Here is a 15,955-nt window from a genome sequence, read left to right on the forward strand (position 1 = left end):
GCATTTGATTTCATTAAAAGCAGGCAGTTGAACTTAGGAGCTCGAAGCGTGCAGAGAATTCTGGTGTTGCCGGGTGACGGGATCGGTCCGGAGATCGTGAACGAAGCCCTGAAGGTGCTGGATCGAGTCGCCGAACTCGAGGGACTGGATCTCGAGATCGACGAGGGGCTGATCGGCGGAGCCGGTTACGACGCCGCCGGGGATCCCTACCCGGCGACGACGCGCGCGATGGCGCGCGAGGCGGACGCGATCCTGCTCGGCGCGGTTGGCGGCCCGCAGTACGAAGCGCTGGATCGTCCGCTGCGCCCGGAACGGGGCCTGCTCGGAATCCGCTCCGATCTGAACCTGTTCGCGAACCTGCGGCCCGCGATCCTGTATTCACAGTTGGCGGAGGCGTCCACGCTGCGGCCCGAAGTGGTCGCCGGCCTCGATCTTCTGATCGTGCGCGAACTGACGGGCGACATCTATTTCGGGCAGCCACGGGGCGTCGAGGAACGCGACGGCGAGCGCGTCGGATTCAACACGGCCATCTACAGCGAATCCGAGATCGAGCGCATTGCACGCGTGGCGTTCGACGCCGCGATGAAGCGGGGGCGCCGGCTGTGTTCGGTGGACAAGGCGAACGTGCTGGAGGTCTCCGAGCTCTGGCGCGAGGTGGTGATCCGGGTGGGCCGCGACTACCCCGAGGTGGAGCTCTCGCACATGTACGTTGATAACGCCGCGATGCAGTTGGTGCGTGCGCCGAAACAGTTCGACGTGATCGTCACCGGCAACATCTTTGGCGACATCCTGTCCGACGAGGCGGCGATGTTGACGGGTTCCATCGGCATGCTGCCGTCAGCGTCGCTGAATGCCGAGCGCGCGGGGCTGTACGAGCCGATTCACGGCTCGGCGCCGGATATCGCGGGTCAGGACCGGGCGAATCCGATCGCGACCGTCCTATCGGTGGCGATGATGCTGCGCCACAGCCTTGGTCACGAGGCGGCGGCGGCCCGGATCGAAACGGCCGTCGGGCGGGTGCTGGACCAGGGACTGCGCACGGCGGACATCGTCTCGGAAGGCTGTACACTGGTCGGCACGGCAGCCATGGGCGACGCACTGGTTGCGGCGATGAATTGAGATAACGGTTGAACTTGGGATGGCAAGGCCATGAGTGATAGAAAGTTTGATGTAGCGGTCGTCGGTGCCACTGGCGCGGTGGGCGAAACGATGCTGGCGATCCTGGCCGAGCGCGCATTTCCGGTCGGCAACGTCCATGCGCTGGCAAGCGAGCGTTCGGCAGGCAAGACGGTTGCGTTCGGGAACCGCGAACTCGTGGTGGAGGATCTGGCCACCTTCGATTTCGCGAAGGTGCAGATCGGGCTGTTCTCCCCGGGCGCCTCGGTCTCCGCGGTGTACGCGCCGAAGGCGGCAGCGGCGGGCTGTGTGGTGATCGACAACACTTCGCAGTTTCGCTACGAGAACGACATTCCGCTGGTCGTGCCCGAGGTGAATCCCGCGGCAGTCGCGCGGTACCGGAACCGCGGCATCATTGCCAATCCGAACTGCTCCACCATCCAGATGTTGGTGGCCCTGAAGCCGATCCACGATGCCGTGGGTATCGAGCGGATCAACGTCGCCACCTATCAGGCCGTGTCCGGCACCGGGAAGGAAGCCATCGACGAGCTGGCCCAGCAGACCGCGGCGCTGCTCAATGGCAAGCCGGTCGAATGCAGCGTGTACCCGAAGCAGATCGCGTTCAATGTGCTCCCGCACATCGATGCATTCATGGACAACGGCTATACGAAGGAAGAAATGAAGATGGTCTGGGAAACCCGTAAAATCTTCGAGGATGATGCGATCATGGTGAACCCGACCACCGTTCGCGTACCCGTGTTCTACGGACACTCGGAGGCCGTGCATATCGAAACGCGCGCGAAGATCAGCGCCGAGGCGGCCCGCGCACTGCTCGAGAAAGCACCGGGGATCGAAATTCTGGATACCCGGGGTCCCGGGGGGTATCCGACCGCGGTCACCGAGAGCAGCGGGCGTGACGGCGTGTTCGTGGGGAGGATCCGCGAGGATATCTCGCATCCCCGCGGCCTTGATCTGTGGGTCGTTTCGGACAATGTACGCAAGGGCGCGGCGCTGAATACTATCCAGATAGCCGAATTGCTCGTCCGTGAATACCTTTGATCGTAGATGCTGGAGATTCCATCGGCTGATCTGTGGACGGGATGGAGGGAGTCGGGCGCAAGATCAGGCCCTTCGGTCCTGCTGAAAGTGTGCCGGGTGGTGGCAAGGGAGGATAGGCGTGCGCAGAATCATCGTAGCCTTGGGCTGTTGGCTTGTGGCTGGACCGTCCATGGCGAATATGAGTCTCGGAGAGATCGACGTCCGGTCCTTCCTGAATCAACCGCTGCTGGCGCAGGTCACAGCGGACGGCAGCACATTGGCGAACGAGGACGTCGAGTTCCGCCTAGCGCCTGAGGAGGATCATCGCCGAGCGGGCTTGGTTCGGGGGGCACTTCCGACCGATTTGGAGATATCGGTCGAGGGTTCTGGAACGCACCGGATCATCCGCCTGACGACGCAGCGTCCGGTGCGCGAGCCGTATCTCGGTGTGCTGATCGAGGCGCGCTGGAGAGCCGGGCGGGTGCTGCGTGAATACTCGCTGTTGCTCGATCCGCCTGTAGCCTTTGCGCCGGAGCGTAGCAGGGCCCCGATCGTGCCCCAAGCGTACCAGCCGGCACCTTCAGACCCTGTGCGAGCGGCGACTCACTGGGTTCGGCAGGGGGATACACTGCTATCGATCGTGCGCAATCATGGGTATTTCGGGGGCTCGCCGGAACAGGCGATGCTGGCGCTCCTGGATGCCAATCCCCATGCATTCATCGATGGCGATATCAATCAACTGCGTGCGAACGTCGAGCTGAGAATGCCGACGCAGGAGGAGGTTGCTGCCCGGAGCGCCGAGGCTGCCAGGGCGGAAGTCAGGCGCCAGACCCAGGCGTGGCGCGAGCGAACGGCACCACGCTCGTCGTCGCCCGTAACGACTGCCCCGCCCACCGGAGCTGAAGCTATTCCCTCTGCGCCTGACGAAAGAGCTCCCGAGTCGGATCGGGTTCGCGCGCACGAAGATGCGTCTCCGGCGGTGGAGACGACACTCGCGGAGGGGCTGCCGGCAGGCGACATGGACGGGATGGAGAGGGCCGTTGACGATCGGCTCGAGATCCTCGGCAGTCTCGGCGAGCCGATCGGGGCGGCAAGTTCCCAGATGTTCGAGGAGGCATTGCTTTCCCAGCAGGCGGCCATGAGCGAGTTGCGCGAGGAATTCGTGGCACTGCGTACGGAACTGGCCCAACGGGATCGGTTGCTCAACGTGGTCAGCACCGAACTGGCCCAGCTCGAAAGCCGGATGCGCGAGCTGCAGGAACAAACCGGCCCCGAGTTCGTGCGTACGGGCCAGCCAGCGGGGGACATGGCATTGCGGGATCGGATCCTGGCCGACCCGCTGCTGTTGATGATGGCCGCCACAATGCTCTTGCTGTTCCTGTTGCTGTTGCTGGCCTTGTTCCGCCCGGTGCGGGTCCGGCAGCCGGCAGGCGATGCCGGGAGTCCCGCCGTGCCCGCTGCGGCCCGGGCTGCCGGCGCCCCGGGTGCACCGGAGCGGGCACTGCAGGAGCCGAGCGAGACGCGTGCCGGCACGGTCGCCGGGGCGGCGCTGGCAGGAGCGGCTATTGGCACCGCGGCTACGCGTACGCCGGCGGACGCACCGGCTGCTGACCGGGCCACGCTGGGTGGTGTTCCGTCCGGCGAGATCGACGTGGACGAGGGCGACGACGATGTGCTCGCCGATGTCGATCTCTACCTTGCGTACGGAATGAACGACCAGGCGATCACGGCGCTGAACAAAGCGGTTGAGAGCGGGACCGATACGCTCGAGTACCGGATGCGCCTGCTCGATGCCCACGCCGCGAACAACGACGCCGAAGCGGTACGTCAGGCTGCGGCAGATGTGCGTGCACGGCTCGGACCGGAGGACGGGAAGGCGCGCGCGCAAGTCGCGGCAGTCGAGGCCCGATTCTTCGGCGGGCAGCCCGACGCTGCGGAGCACGTTCCCGAGGTGCCGGATGTTGATGACGGTTCCGGGCGCACCGGCGCTGCGGAGGCGGCAGGGAACACGGCGCCGGATTTCGGTAGCGTGGAGTTCGATGCCGCCGAGGGCCCCAGCCCGGAAATGCAGTCCGATACGGGCCAGCGCGCGGGCAACGACGAGGACGAAGCCCACCTGCTCCGTTTCGACGTTGAGGGACTGGGGGATGCGTCGACCCGGCAGGCGGATGAACCGCATGCTGGGGACGAAGGAGCTGGGATCCCGGCGCTGGATCTGCCGTCACAGGAGGGTGCCGAAGAGGGGGATGGGGCCGCTAGTACCGAGGCCGCCGAGGGCGAGGGGAACGACACCTCCGAGGTCGGCATGAAACTCAGCCTCGCCGAAGCGTTCGCCGATCTGGGTGACCGCGAGGGCGCGCTGGCCCTGCTCGAGGAGATCATGCCCGCGGCGACGGACAGGCAGCGGGAGCAGGTGGAAGCGATCCGGCAACGGCTCGGGCAGGAGGGTGCCGACTGAGCCGGCGCACCGGCCGGGCACGCCGCCGCGGGAATGCGGAGGTTCCCCGAATACCGGTGAGGTCGGCCCGGCGGAGTGCGATCTGCGCATGAGAGCCCTGATCCACGCACCCGGCCCCGGGGCGCCCGACCTGTCGCCGGAGACACGCGCCGACCGGCTGTCAAGCCTGGCGATTGCGGGGGTGGTGTTGATTTCGGCTAATGTGCTTGTCCCCGCGGCGGTATCGCTACTGCCTGGCTTCCTTGTGCTGCTGGGCGTCTGGCTGGCGGGCGGGTTCCCCTGGAAGCGTGCAGCGGGCCTGGTCTGGCGCCTGAAATGGTTCTACTTGTCGCTGCTCGTCTTCTTCGGCTGGTTGCAGGGCCCGTCGCAGGTGGATGCCGCATGGGGAGCGATGCTCCCGTCGCTGCCCGGTCTGGGGGAAGCGGCGATCCGCATTGCCGCGCTGGCACTGGTCGTCTGCTGGGTGGCCTGGCTGACCTCTGCGTTCGACCGCCCGGCGCAGATCGCCGGGCTGCTGCGCTGGCTGAATCTGCTGCGACCGCTGGGGTTCCGGGGCGAGCGTTTCGCCCGGCGCCTGTTCCTGGCCCTGGACTACTTCGAAAACCAGCATCGGCACTATCGCGAGTTTCGCGAGCGCTGCAGCGGCTGCCGCTGGAGCCGACTGATGGCGGGTCGCGAGTTCCTGGTCACGGGGCTGGACCGGGCCCTGACCGGGCGGCCTGGATCGGGTATTTCTGCGCCGGAGCCGGCGCCACGCAACGGCGGGACGGACCAGGCGACGACCCGCGCGGCGCTGGTGTGGCAGGTGAGTCTGCTCTGGGTGGCCGCCCTGTCGGCGATCGCGCTCCGGGGTGCTGCAGTCGGGCCGGTGGCCTGATGCCCGGGGCCACGGCTGAAGCGCAGCGCTGGGCGCTGGGAGTCGAGTATGACGGCAGCGGGTTCGTCGGCTGGCAACGGCAGAAGGACGGAGCCAGCGTGCAGGCCGCGGTCGAGCAGGCGCTCGGTTTCGTGGCCGGGCACCCGGTGGATCTGCACTGCGCCGGTCGGACCGACGCCGGTGTGCATGCAACGGGCCAGGTGATCCATTTCGATACCACCGCGGTCCGGGACGAACGGAACTGGCTGCTGGGAGCCAACGCGGGTCTGCCGGAGCCGGTTGCGCTGCTCTGGGCACGTCTGGTGTCGCGGAACTTCCATGCCCGGTTCTCGGCCCAGGGCCGTCGCTATCGTTACGTGATTGCGAACCAGTCGGTGCGGCCCGCATTGCAAGCGCGGGGGGTGGCCTGGTGGCGCTATCCGCTGGACGCCGAGCGGATGCACGAGGCCGCCCAGGCCCTGGTGGGCACTCACGATTTCAGTAGCCTGCGGGCGGCTGCCTGCCAGGCCCAGTCGGCGATCAAGACCATCCATTCGATCCGTGTCCACCGCCAGGGGCGGCACGTGGTGCTGGACGTACACGCGAATGCGTTTCTGCATCACATGGTGCGCAACATTGCCGGGGTGCTGATCCCGATCGGCCAGGGGCGGCGCGAGGCAGACTGGGTCCACGAGATCATGCAGGCGCGGGACCGGCGTGCGTCGGGCATGACGGCGCCCGCTGGCGGTCTGTACCTGGTGGGCGTGGATTATGATCCCGTGCATCGTCTGCCCGGTGCCGGGCAGGCACCGGTCTGGCCGGTTCTGCCGCTGACCTTCGGGGAGGGTGTGGGCCGCCAGGATCCGGGCTGAGCCGGGACCCAGGGGAGCGGCGCGGATTGTCCGCGGGATCGCCACTTTCTGGTACTCTTGGCGGCTACCATGCGTTACCGGATCAAGATCTGCGGCCTCACGGACCTCTCGCAGGCTCTCAACGCCGCGGCCAGCGGGGCCGATGCGATCGGGCTGGTTTTCTATTCCCGGAGCCGGCGCGCGGTGACGCTGGAACAGGCGCGCGCGATCGTCTCGGTGTTGCCGCCGTTCGTCGCCAGCGTTGCGCTGTTCGTCGATCCCGCGAATGCGGACGTGGAGGCGGTGCTGAAAACAGTGCATCCGGATTTCCTGCAGTTCCACGGGGACGAGCCGGCGCGTTTCTGCGAGTCCTTCGGGGTTCCGTACCTGAAGGCGGTGGCGATGGCGGAGCATGCCGATCCGCGTCCGGTGATGGATGCCCATCCGCGGGCTCGGGGCTTTCTGCTCGACAGTCATGGCAACGGCAAGATCGGGGGGTCCGGGGAGCGTTTCGACTGGGCCTCGATTCCGGCGGCGCTGGAACGGCCCTGGCTGCTCGCGGGCGGCCTCGACGCTGGCAACGTCGGTGCTGCGCTGGCGCAGACCGATCCCTACGGCGTGGATGTGAGTTCCGGCGTCGAGTCGGCGCCCGGACAGAAGGATGCGGCCCGGGTACGGGAATTCGTGCAGTCGGTGAGACAGGTGGAACGTGAGCGAAATGAAACAGGCGATTGACTGGGCGGCCTTTCCGGACGCCCGTGGGCACTTCGGGCCCTACGGCGGCCGGTTCGTGGCCGAGACGCTGATGGGAGCGCTCGAGGAATTGCAGGCGGCCTACGAGCGCTATCTGCACGACCCGGACTTTCTCGCAGAACTCGATGCCGACCTCGCGCACTTCGTCGGCCGTCCGAGCCCGCTCTATCATGCCGAACGCCTTTCGCGGGAACTGGGTGGCGCGCAGATCTACCTGAAGCGCGAGGACCTGAACCATACCGGCGCACACAAGGTGAACAACACCATCGGCCAGGCCTTGCTGGCCAAGCGCCTCGGCAAGAATCGGATTATCGCCGAGACCGGTGCCGGGCAGCACGGCGTGGCCACCGCGACCGTGGCGGCTCGGCTGGGGCTGGAATGCGTGGTCTACATGGGTGCGGAGGATATCCAGCGCCAGTCGCCGAATGTGTACCGGATGCGCCTGCTCGGGGCCGAGGTGGTCGCGGTCCAGTCCGGTTCGCGCACGCTGAAGGATGCGCTGAACGAGGCCATGCGCGACTGGGTGACCAACGTCGACGATACCTTCTACATCATCGGCACCGTCGCCGGGCCGCATCCCTATCCCGCGATGGTGCGCGATTTCCAGTCGGTGATCGGACGTGAGGCCCGGGCCCAGCACCTGGAGATGACCGGCAGGCTGCCCGACGCGCTGGTTGCCTGTGTCGGCGGCGGCTCCAATGCGATCGGTCTGTTTCACCCGTTCCTGGCCGACGAGTCGGTCGCGCTGATCGGGGTCGAGGCCGCGGGCGAGGGGATCGCCACAGGCCATCATTCGGCACCGCTGTGTGCCGGGCGGCCGGGTGTATTGCATGGCAACCGGACCTACCTGATGGAGGACGACAACGGCCAGATCATCGAGACCCATTCGATCTCTGCGGGCCTCGACTACCCGGGTGTCGGGCCTGAGCATGCCTGGCTCAAGGACATCGGGCGCGCCCGCTACGTGTCGGTGACCGACGACGAGGCACTGCGTGCATTCCACCGCATGACCCGTACCGAGGGCATCCTCCCGGCGCTCGAGACGAGTCACGCGATCGCCCATGCGCTGGACATCGCGCCCGCGATGCGTGCCGACCAGAGCCTGATCATCAATCTGTCCGGGCGCGGTGACAAGGATCTGAACACCATCGCCCGCCTCGAAGGAATCGATCTGTGAGCCGCATTGCCAAGCGTTTTGCCGACATCCGTGCCGCCGGCCGTGCGGCCCTGGTGCCCTACATCACCGCGGGCGATCCCGCACCGGAGGTGACCGTGCCGTTGATGCACGACCTGGTCGCTGCCGGCGCCGAGATGCTCGAGCTGGGGGTCCCGTTCTCCGACCCGATGGCCGATGGGCCGGTGATTCAGCTGGCGTGCGAGCGGGCCCTGGCGCATGGCACCAGCCTGCGCAGCGTGTTGGAAATGGTCCGGGAATTCCGGCAGCAGGATACCCGGACGCCGGTGATCCTGATGGGGTACCTGAATCCGGTGGAACGCATGGGTGCCGAGGCCTTCGCCGCCGCGGCCGCCGCGGCCGGCGTGGACGGCGTGCTGGTGGTCGACCTGCCGCCCGAGGAAAGCGGCGACCTGACTGCTGTGCTGGAAACGGCCGGCATCGATCCCATTTTCCTGGTCGCCCCCACCACCTCCGGCGAGCGGGTGCGGCACGTCGCGGCCGCGGCACGCGGATTCATCTACTATGTGTCCCTGAAGGGCGTGACCGGATCGCAGGCACTGGATGCCGACGCGCTCGGTGCCCGTCTCGATTCGATCCGCGGGCTCACCGGACTGCCGCTGGGCGTGGGCTTCGGGATCCGCGACGCGGACACGGCTGCCAAGGTCGCCCGGGTGGCCGATGCGGTGGTCGTCGGAAGCGCGCTCGTGCGCCAGGTGGAACAGTATCCGGGGGATCCGGATGGCTTCCGCGCTGCCGCGGCGGCGACGGTGCGCGAAATGCGGGTAGCGATGGACGCGGCCCGCTCGGCCAACACACCGGCCAGCAGCGCCTGACACCGGTTGGGATCGTGAAAGACGGGAACGACGCATGAGCTGGTTCGAGAAGTTGATGCCCTCGCGCATCCGCACCGACAACGCGAGCAAGCGCACGGTGCCGGAGGGCCTGTGGGTCCGCTGTGAGGGCTGCGATGCGACGCTGTACCGGCCCGAGCTGGAACGGAACCTGGACGTCTGCCCGAAATGCGGTCATCACCGCCGTATCGGCGCACGGCGCCGCCTCGATATCTTCCTGGACGAGAATCCGCGGGAGGAGATCGGCATGGGCATCGAGGCGTCGGATGTCCTCAAGTTCCGCGACAGCAAGAAGTACCGTGATCGCCTGTCCGCGGCTCAGAAGGCGACCGGTGAGAAGGATGCGCTGATCGTGATGCGCGGTGAACTCGAGGGGGCCCCGCTGGTGGCGGCGGCTTTCGACTTTTTCTTCATGGGCGGTTCCATGGGTTCCGCGGTGGGGGAGCGTTTCGTGCGGGGGGTCGACCGGGCGCTGGAGGAGCGGATTCCGCTGGTCTGTTTTTCCGCCAGCGGCGGTGCGCGGATGCAGGAAGCGCTGTTCTCGCTGATGCAGATGGCGAAGACCAGCGCGGCGCTGGCGCGGCTGCGCGAGGCCCGGGTGCCGTTCGTGTCGGTGATGACCGACCCGACGATGGGGGGAGTCTCGGCCAGCCTGGCGATGCTCGGGGATCTCAACGCCGCCGAGCCCAAGGCACTGATCGGCTTCGCCGGGCCTCGCGTGATCCAGCAGACGGTGCGGGAGACGCTGCCGGAAGGGTTCCAGCGTTCCGAATTCCTGCTCGAACACGGGGCCATCGATCTGATCGTCGATCGTCGCGAGATGCGCACGCAGCTGGCGTCGCTTCTCGCCATGTTGACGCACCATATCTCGCCGGCGGCGGCCGCGACATCCAAACCCGCGAGCGGCCCAGGATCCGAGGCGCCGGAAGAGCCCGCGGACACGCAGGCGCAGGCGTCCGAGCAGAAGGGGCCGGCCTGACTACGTCGTTCCTCAGCGACTCGCGTCCCGTTCCCGTGCGTCGGCCCGGTACCGGAGCCGTCCGGCGAGTCCCGGTGTGCGGTGTGCGGCGATGCCGTGTCCCGGGAACGGGCCACGAGCAGGCATAGTTGCGGACCATGCGCTTTCCCACGCTGACCGACTGGCTGGCCTGGCAGGAAACCCTGCACCCGAAGGCGATCGACCCGGGGCTCGAACGGTTGACCGGCGTGGCCGATGCGCTTCGGCTTCGCAGCGGCTCGGTCCCGAAGACGATCACCGTTGCCGGCACCAACGGCAAGGGAACGGTAGCGACGGTTCTGGCCGCGTTGCTGCGCTCGATGGGGTTCCGCGTCGGACTGTACACCTCGCCGCATCTGCTGCATTACAACGAGCGCGTCAATATCGACGGGCGGTCGGCGACCGACGCCGAGCTCTGCCGGGCCTTCGACATCATCGATTCTGCGCGCGGGCCGGTGTCGCTGAGCTATTTCGAGTTCGGCACGCTCGCTGCGGCGCTGCTGTTCCGGGAGGCTCCGGTGGATTTCCAGATCCTGGAGGTTGGGCTGGGTGGCCGACTCGACGCCGTGAACCTATGGGATCCGGATGTCGCGGTGATCACCGGCGTGGATCTGGACCACGAGGCCTGGCTCGGGTCCGACCGGGAGTCGATCGGCCGCGAAAAGGCTGGGATCCTGCGACCCTGTCGCCCGGTGGTGCTGGGGGAGACCGATCCGCCCCGGAGCGTGCTGGACACCGCGCGCGAACTGCACGCGACAGTGTATCGGCAGGGGGCCGATTTCGGACTCGACGCGGCCGCACCCGGGTGCCGATGGACCTGGCTGGGATCGGGCCGGTCGCTCGGGCTCGGTATCACGCCAGGGTTGGCGGGTGCCCGGCAGCGCAACGTCGCGACGGCGCTGGCAGCCCTGCACGTGCTGGGTCTCCAGGACCGCTTGACGTTGGAGAGCCTGGGGACGGGCATGGCGGCGGTGCCGCCGGGCCGCCTCCAGCGCATTGCCGGCCGTCCGGAATGGCTGTTGGACGTTGCGCACAATGGCCAGGCCGCGCGCGAGCTGGCCGCCTTCCTGCAGGATCACCCGGTGCCCGGTTCGACCGTGGCGATCGTTGCCCTGATGGCGGACAAGCGGCGTCGGGTGATCTTCGAAGCGATGGGGTCCCGGGCTGGCGTCTGGATCCCGATCCGGATCCCGGGAGAGCGTGCGCTCGATCCGGGGATCCTGGCGGAGGAACTTCGAACACTGCCGGGGGCAGAAGTCGTGCACGCGGATACGGTGGCCGATGCGGTTCGTGCCGCGCGGAAATGCGCCGGACCTGACGGGCGTGTGGTGGTGTTCGGCTCGTTCCTGACCGTGCAGGCCGTGACGGAATGCCTGGCGATCGAGGCCCCGGGAGCGGATACGGGAACGTGAACGGGTTCCGGCGGGGCGCGGAAAAAATCGGTTTGCACCGGTATACTGGCGGTCCCCGCTGGTGTGGGCCGCCGTCGGCGGCCCAGCGTTGGAATCGGGGTCCCGCCTACCATGACCGTGGTCCTGCCTGCAGTGAAATTCATGCTCTTCGAATTCCATGGGGCGGCCGTGCCGCTTCCCGGTGTGGCTGACACTCCCCGATGACGACCGAAGCGCCCGTGCGTTACCGGATGGTTGGAGCCGTTGTCCTGATTTTTCTGGCGGTGCTCCTGCTTCCCTGGGTATTTGACGGTGCCGGCTTCGAGGCCATGCATGACCTCGAACGGCCGATCCCCGAACGCCCGGCATTCGTCGAACCCCGCCTGTCGCCGGCAGCTCCGCGCGCCGCAGCAGATGGCAACGCGATGCGTCCACCGGAGGATGCCATCCCCGCGCCGAAGCCGTTGGCACCTACCCCGGCGCGCCCGCCATCGCCTCCCCCCGCCGCTGCCGGTACGCTCCCTGCGCGTCCTGAGGCCGCCGCTCGGCAGCCGCATGCTCCGGCCCCCGTCGCGACAGATCGCGAGCGCGTGGGCTGGGCGGTTCAGGTCGGCAGCTTCGGGCGGGAGACGAATGCACGCGAGCAGGCACAGCGGCTGCGCGAAGCCGGCTTCACGACCTTCGTCGAGCGCGCGAGGCCGGAAGGCCGCGAGGTGTGGCGGGTGAAGGTCGGGCCCCTGGTGCAGCGCGACGAGGCGTTGCGGCTGCGCGACGAGATCCGCTCGAAGGTGGATGTTTCGGGCATCGTCGTCGCCCATCCGTAGCCGCGTAAGCATGCGCCGGCAGCGGGATCGTGGGCACTCCCGCCCGCGTGCTGTAGACTACCGGCCGTTTCCCGGCCCACTGTCGGGGGGAGCGGTGGCTTCGATGTCCCCGCGCGGGACCACGCAGATAGATTGAGAGTCGAATGGCGTGAACTGGATAGACCTCGTTTTTGTCGCACTCATCGTCGTATCCGGGCTGATCAGCCTGTACCGGGGGTTCGTGCGGGAGATCTTCTCGCTGGCGACCTGGGTCGTGGCGATCTGGGTCGGGATCCGCTTCGCGGGGGATCTGGCCGTGCTCCTGCCGGAGGCCGTCCACGACACGACCCTTCGCCTGGGTATCGCCTTCGCGGCGCTGTTCATCCTGGTGCTGATCGTCGGCGGTATTGCAGGGGTTCTCGCGATGCGGCTGGTTCGTGGCTCAGGCCTGACCGGCACGGACCGCTCCCTCGGGGTGGTGTTCGGACTGCTGCGCGGGGTGCTGATCGTAGCCCTGCTGGTCTTCCTCGCCTCGCTCACGCTGGTGCCGGAAGAACCGTGGTGGCAGCAGAGCCGCCTGGTGCCCGAATTCGAACGCCTCGTTGCATGGCTGGTCGATCTCCTGCCCGAAGGAATTCAGGAACGCCTTCGGGATCTGGACACGGAAGTCGAGGCATGACGGCTGTTCGGGTCCGGTGCAGCCCCGGGGAGGCTCCATGTGCGGCGTCGTAGGGGTCGTCGGCGCGGCGGCGGTCAATCAGCTGCTGTACGACGCGCTCCTGGTGCTGCAGCACCGCGGCCAGGACGCGGCGGGCATCGTGACTTCCGACGAACAGGGCCGTCTGCACCTGCGCAAGGACAACGGCCTGGTGCGCGATGTGTTCAATGCCGACCATATGCGAACCCTGCTCGGGAACATGGGCATCGGTCATGTCCGCTACCCGACCGCGGGCAGTTCGAGTTCGGCCGAAGCGCAGCCGTTCTACGTGAACTCGCCGTTCGGGATCACCCTGGGTCATAACGGCAATCTGATCAACGCGCGGGAACTGAAACAGGCGCTTTTCGCTACGGATCGCCGGCACATCAACACCGACTCGGATTCCGAGATCCTGCTGAACGTGTTTGCGCAGGAGTTGCTGCGTTTCCTCGAGGACGGTCTGACCGCCGACGCGGTGTTCAACGCCATCGCGCGCGTCCACGGGCGGGCAGAGGGTGCCTACGCGGTGGTGGGGATGATCGCCGGCCGCGGGCTGGTGGCGTTCCGGGATCCGTTCGGGATCCGTCCGCTGGTCTACGGCCGGCGCGAGACCGCGGGCGGGGTCGAGTGGATGGTGGCCTCGGAAAGTGCGGCCCTGGAGTCGCTGGGTTTCGAGCTCGAACGCGATCTCGGTCCCGGCGAGGGAATCTTCATCACCCCCGAGGGCGAGGTTTCGACCCGTGTCTGTTCGGCCAGCACGGCGCTGACGCCCTGCATTTTCGAGCACGTCTATTTCGCGCGGCCGGATTCGGTGATCGACAACATTTTCGTGCACCGCGCCCGGATGCGGATGGGTACACGGCTGGGACAGAAGATCCGCAGGGTATGGCCGGATCACGACATCGACGTGATCGTGCCGATCCCGGACACGGGTCGCACCGTGGCCCTGGAAATGGCGCACGAACTGGGGATCAAGTACCGCGAGGGGTTCATCAAGAACCGGTATATCGGGCGCACTTTCATCATGCCCGGACAGACGACGCGGCGGAAATCGGTGCGCCAGAAGCTGAACGCGATCAGCCTCGAATTCCGGGGCAAGAACGTGATGCTGGTCGACGACTCGATCGTGCGCGGGACCACCTCGCGCGAGATCGTGCTGATGGCCCGCGAGGCCGGTGCACGCAAGGTCTACTTCGCATCGGCCGCGCCACCGGTGCGGTTTCCCAATGTTTACGGCATCGACATGCCGGCCGCGGACGAACTCATCGCGCATGACCGGGACGAGGACGCGGTCTGTACCGCGATCGCCGCCGACCGGCTGATCTACCAGGATCTCGGCGATCTGGTCGCGGCGGTGCAGCGGGGGAATCGAGACATCGAGCGTTTCGATTGCTCGGTATTCACCGGCGAGTACGTGACCGGCCTCGCGCCCGGTTATCTCGATTACCTGGCGTCCCTGCGCGGCGAGGGGACGGTATCCGAATCGGTGGCTGGTGAGGTCCTGGACCTGGCCAACAAGAAATGAGGCCGGCAGGGACGTGGTTGGTGCCAGCCCGGGATGGCTCCGGTCGTGGCGGCTGCTGAACCGAGCACCCCGAGCACCGGCTGGCTCGAGCAGGTGGTCAGCGCTGCGCTGGGCCGAGAGCCGCAGGGCTGGAGCCGGCCGGTGCTCGTCGTGCGTGTCGACGAACAGCGCCTCTATGTCTGGGAGGACGGGCGGGTGGTCGAGACGTTCCCGGTCTCGACCGCGGCGCGCGGGACCGGAAACCGGGATGGGAGCCTGCAGACCCCGCTCGGGCTGCACCGGGTGGCACGCAGGATCGGAGACGGCGTGCCCTGCGGCACGATCTTCCGCGGCCGCGTGCCGACCGGCACCGTCGCCCGGATCCTGCAGGATCCGGGCGCATCAAGTGCACTTGATGCGATCACTTCGCGAATCCTCTGGCTCGAAGGGTTGGAACCCGGCCTGAACCGCGGCGGGGAGGTTGACAGTTTCTCGCGCTATATCTACCTGCACGGAACCGACGAGGAAGGGCGGATCGGGACGCCTGCATCGCACGGATGCATCCGCCTGCGCAACCAGGACATGATCACGCTGTTTGCCCGCGTACCCTTGAACTCGCTGGTCTCGATCGTCGAGATCTCCCGCTGACCCGGACGCCGGGCGGAGAAGCCGGGGTGCCTGGCTGTTCACCCGCGCGGAACCCTCCTGACGATTCGTTGCTCCAAATCCTACCGATTTCCTTGACGTCAGCATCGGACGGGTCAGTGGCGACCATGGTGCCCCATGCCGTCCGTCACGATCACATGGTGGAAATGTGGGATTTCGTCATGGGCCTGCAAAAATGGTGGAATTATTCTTGAGCGGGATGGTCAAGAAAGCTGGAACGGATTCGAAGTAGGAAACGTAACGCGTTCTCTCAACCCTCGCCAATCCTCGGAGGCGACGTTTATGAAGTTGTCAACCAAGGGCCGCTACGCGGTCACTGCCATGATGGACCTGGCCATCCACGATCGCATCGGGCCGGTCACGTTGGCCGATATCTCGCACTGCCAGGGCATCTCGCTGTCGTATCTGGAACAGCTGTTCGCCAAGCTGCGCAAGGCGGGGCTGGTCGAGGGCGTGCGAGGGCCGGGTGGCGGTTACCGGCTGGCCAAGCGCGCGGATGAGATCAGCATCGCCAATATCATTATGGCGGTCGACGAGTCCGTCGACGTCACGCGCTGCAAGGGGCAGAAGGACTGCCAGCAGGGCGAGCGCTGCCTGACCCATGAACTCTGGGATGACCTGAGCCAGCAGCTCTACGATTTCCTGGACGGGATCACGTTGGCACAATTCGCCAACCGTCCCGAGGTGCAGAAGGTGGCGCGCCGCCAGGACGAGCGCCGGGCGCGACACCACTTTATTTTCCGACACGACGCAGCCTGACGACCCGGACCGCGTCCGGGGAAGCGGCGGGAGCGACG

At 67.0% G+C, this 15,955-nt stretch carries 15 protein-coding genes; all 15 read left to right on the plus strand.

Annotated elements, in window-relative coordinates; translation table 11 throughout:
* The first annotated feature begins 48 nt into the window (after window positions 1-48).
* The 15 genes from leuB (at window position 49) to iscR (ending at window position 15,917) form a co-directional block, all read left to right on the plus strand.
* A complete protein-coding gene (leuB, locus tag TVNIR_RS05650; protein WP_015258024.1) occupies window positions 49-1,119 on the plus strand; it encodes a 3-isopropylmalate dehydrogenase in 1,071 nt (356 codons plus the stop codon).
* A gap of 30 nt (window positions 1,120-1,149) precedes the next feature.
* Window positions 1,150-2,175, plus strand: coding sequence for an aspartate-semialdehyde dehydrogenase (locus tag TVNIR_RS05655; protein ID WP_015258025.1), 1,026 nt, complete (start codon window positions 1,150-1,152; stop codon window positions 2,173-2,175).
* Window positions 2,176-2,344: 169 nt separating this feature from the next.
* A complete protein-coding gene (locus TVNIR_RS05660) occupies window positions 2,345-4,612 on the plus strand; it encodes a FimV/HubP family polar landmark protein (RefSeq protein WP_043739427.1) in 2,268 nt (755 codons plus the stop codon).
* Between the two features lie 88 nt (window positions 4,613-4,700).
* Window positions 4,701-5,489, plus strand: a complete 789-nt coding sequence (locus TVNIR_RS05665) for a hypothetical protein (protein WP_015258028.1) — start codon at window positions 4,701-4,703, stop codon at window positions 5,487-5,489.
* A complete protein-coding gene (gene truA, locus TVNIR_RS05670) occupies window positions 5,489-6,340 on the plus strand; it encodes a tRNA pseudouridine(38-40) synthase TruA (RefSeq protein WP_015258029.1) in 852 nt (283 codons plus the stop codon). The genes TVNIR_RS05665 and truA overlap by 1 nt, the downstream gene beginning before the upstream one ends.
* A gap of 69 nt (window positions 6,341-6,409) precedes the next feature.
* The gene (locus tag TVNIR_RS05675; protein WP_015258030.1) at window positions 6,410-7,054 is read left to right on the plus strand and encodes a phosphoribosylanthranilate isomerase; all 645 of its coding nucleotides are present in this window, start codon (window positions 6,410-6,412) and stop codon (window positions 7,052-7,054) included.
* Entirely contained in the window at window positions 7,038-8,249 is a 1,212-nt protein-coding gene (gene trpB / locus TVNIR_RS05680) for a tryptophan synthase subunit beta (protein ID WP_043739430.1), read from the plus strand. Before TVNIR_RS05675 ends, trpB begins: the two co-directional genes overlap by 17 nt.
* Window positions 8,246-9,082 (plus strand): tryptophan synthase subunit alpha, encoded by an 837-nt coding sequence (gene trpA, locus TVNIR_RS05685; protein WP_015258032.1) that lies wholly within the window; start codon window positions 8,246-8,248, stop codon window positions 9,080-9,082. The genes trpB and trpA overlap by 4 nt, the downstream gene beginning before the upstream one ends.
* A gap of 34 nt (window positions 9,083-9,116) precedes the next feature.
* Window positions 9,117-10,079: an acetyl-CoA carboxylase, carboxyltransferase subunit beta gene (gene accD / locus TVNIR_RS05690; RefSeq protein ID WP_015258033.1), complete on the plus strand. Its 963-nt coding sequence runs from the start codon at window positions 9,117-9,119 to the stop codon at window positions 10,077-10,079.
* 137 nt (window positions 10,080-10,216) lie between these two features.
* On the plus strand, window positions 10,217-11,509 hold the full coding sequence (locus tag TVNIR_RS05695; RefSeq protein ID WP_015258034.1) for a bifunctional folylpolyglutamate synthase/dihydrofolate synthase: 1,293 nt from the start codon (window positions 10,217-10,219) through the stop codon (window positions 11,507-11,509).
* Window positions 11,510-11,709: 200 nt separating this feature from the next.
* Window positions 11,710-12,312, plus strand: a complete 603-nt coding sequence (locus TVNIR_RS05700) for an SPOR domain-containing protein (RefSeq protein ID WP_043739432.1) — start codon at window positions 11,710-11,712, stop codon at window positions 12,310-12,312.
* Between the two features lie 148 nt (window positions 12,313-12,460).
* The gene (locus tag TVNIR_RS05705) at window positions 12,461-12,970 is read left to right on the plus strand and encodes a CvpA family protein (protein ID WP_015258035.1); all 510 of its coding nucleotides are present in this window, start codon (window positions 12,461-12,463) and stop codon (window positions 12,968-12,970) included.
* 37 nt (window positions 12,971-13,007) lie between these two features.
* Window positions 13,008-14,513 carry an amidophosphoribosyltransferase gene (purF, locus tag TVNIR_RS05710; protein WP_015258036.1) on the plus strand — a complete coding sequence of 502 codons (1,506 nt, stop codon included), beginning with the start codon at window positions 13,008-13,010 and terminating at the stop codon, window positions 14,511-14,513.
* A 33-nt stretch (window positions 14,514-14,546) separates the two neighbouring features.
* The gene (locus TVNIR_RS05715; protein ID WP_043739433.1) at window positions 14,547-15,140 is read left to right on the plus strand and encodes a L,D-transpeptidase; all 594 of its coding nucleotides are present in this window, start codon (window positions 14,547-14,549) and stop codon (window positions 15,138-15,140) included.
* A gap of 300 nt (window positions 15,141-15,440) precedes the next feature.
* Window positions 15,441-15,917, plus strand: a complete 477-nt coding sequence (iscR, locus tag TVNIR_RS05720) for a Fe-S cluster assembly transcriptional regulator IscR (RefSeq protein WP_015258038.1) — start codon at window positions 15,441-15,443, stop codon at window positions 15,915-15,917.
* The last annotated feature ends 38 nt before the right edge of the window (window positions 15,918-15,955 follow it).

Origin of the sequence: Thioalkalivibrio nitratireducens DSM 14787 (assembly GCF_000321415.2) — a bacterium.
Taxonomy (GTDB): Bacteria; Pseudomonadota; Gammaproteobacteria; order Ectothiorhodospirales; family Ectothiorhodospiraceae; genus Thioalkalivibrio; species Thioalkalivibrio nitratireducens.

Excerpts from the sequence above, each read along its gene's own strand:
- TVNIR_RS05655 (WP_015258025.1), top strand. The coding sequence starts at position 1,150 with ATGAGTGATAGAAAGTTTGATGTAGCGGTCGTCGGTGCCACTGGCGCG.
- TVNIR_RS05660 (WP_043739427.1), top strand. The coding sequence starts at position 2,345 with ATGGCGAATATGAGTCTCGGAGAGATCGACGTCCGGTCCTTCCTGAAT.
- TVNIR_RS05665 (WP_015258028.1), top strand. The coding sequence starts at position 4,701 with ATGAGAGCCCTGATCCACGCACCCGGCCCCGGGGCGCCCGACCTGTCG.
- truA (WP_015258029.1), top strand. The coding sequence starts at position 5,489 with ATGCCCGGGGCCACGGCTGAAGCGCAGCGCTGGGCGCTGGGAGTCGAG.
- TVNIR_RS05675 (WP_015258030.1), top strand. The coding sequence starts at position 6,410 with ATGCGTTACCGGATCAAGATCTGCGGCCTCACGGACCTCTCGCAGGCT.
- trpB (WP_043739430.1), top strand. The coding sequence starts at position 7,038 with ATGAAACAGGCGATTGACTGGGCGGCCTTTCCGGACGCCCGTGGGCAC.
- accD (WP_015258033.1), top strand. The coding sequence starts at position 9,117 with ATGAGCTGGTTCGAGAAGTTGATGCCCTCGCGCATCCGCACCGACAAC.
- TVNIR_RS05695 (WP_015258034.1), top strand. The coding sequence starts at position 10,217 with ATGCGCTTTCCCACGCTGACCGACTGGCTGGCCTGGCAGGAAACCCTG.
- TVNIR_RS05700 (WP_043739432.1), top strand. The coding sequence starts at position 11,710 with ATGACGACCGAAGCGCCCGTGCGTTACCGGATGGTTGGAGCCGTTGTC.
- purF (WP_015258036.1), top strand. The coding sequence starts at position 13,008 with ATGTGCGGCGTCGTAGGGGTCGTCGGCGCGGCGGCGGTCAATCAGCTG.
- TVNIR_RS05715 (WP_043739433.1), top strand. The coding sequence starts at position 14,547 with ATGGCTCCGGTCGTGGCGGCTGCTGAACCGAGCACCCCGAGCACCGGC.
- iscR (WP_015258038.1), top strand. The coding sequence starts at position 15,441 with ATGAAGTTGTCAACCAAGGGCCGCTACGCGGTCACTGCCATGATGGAC.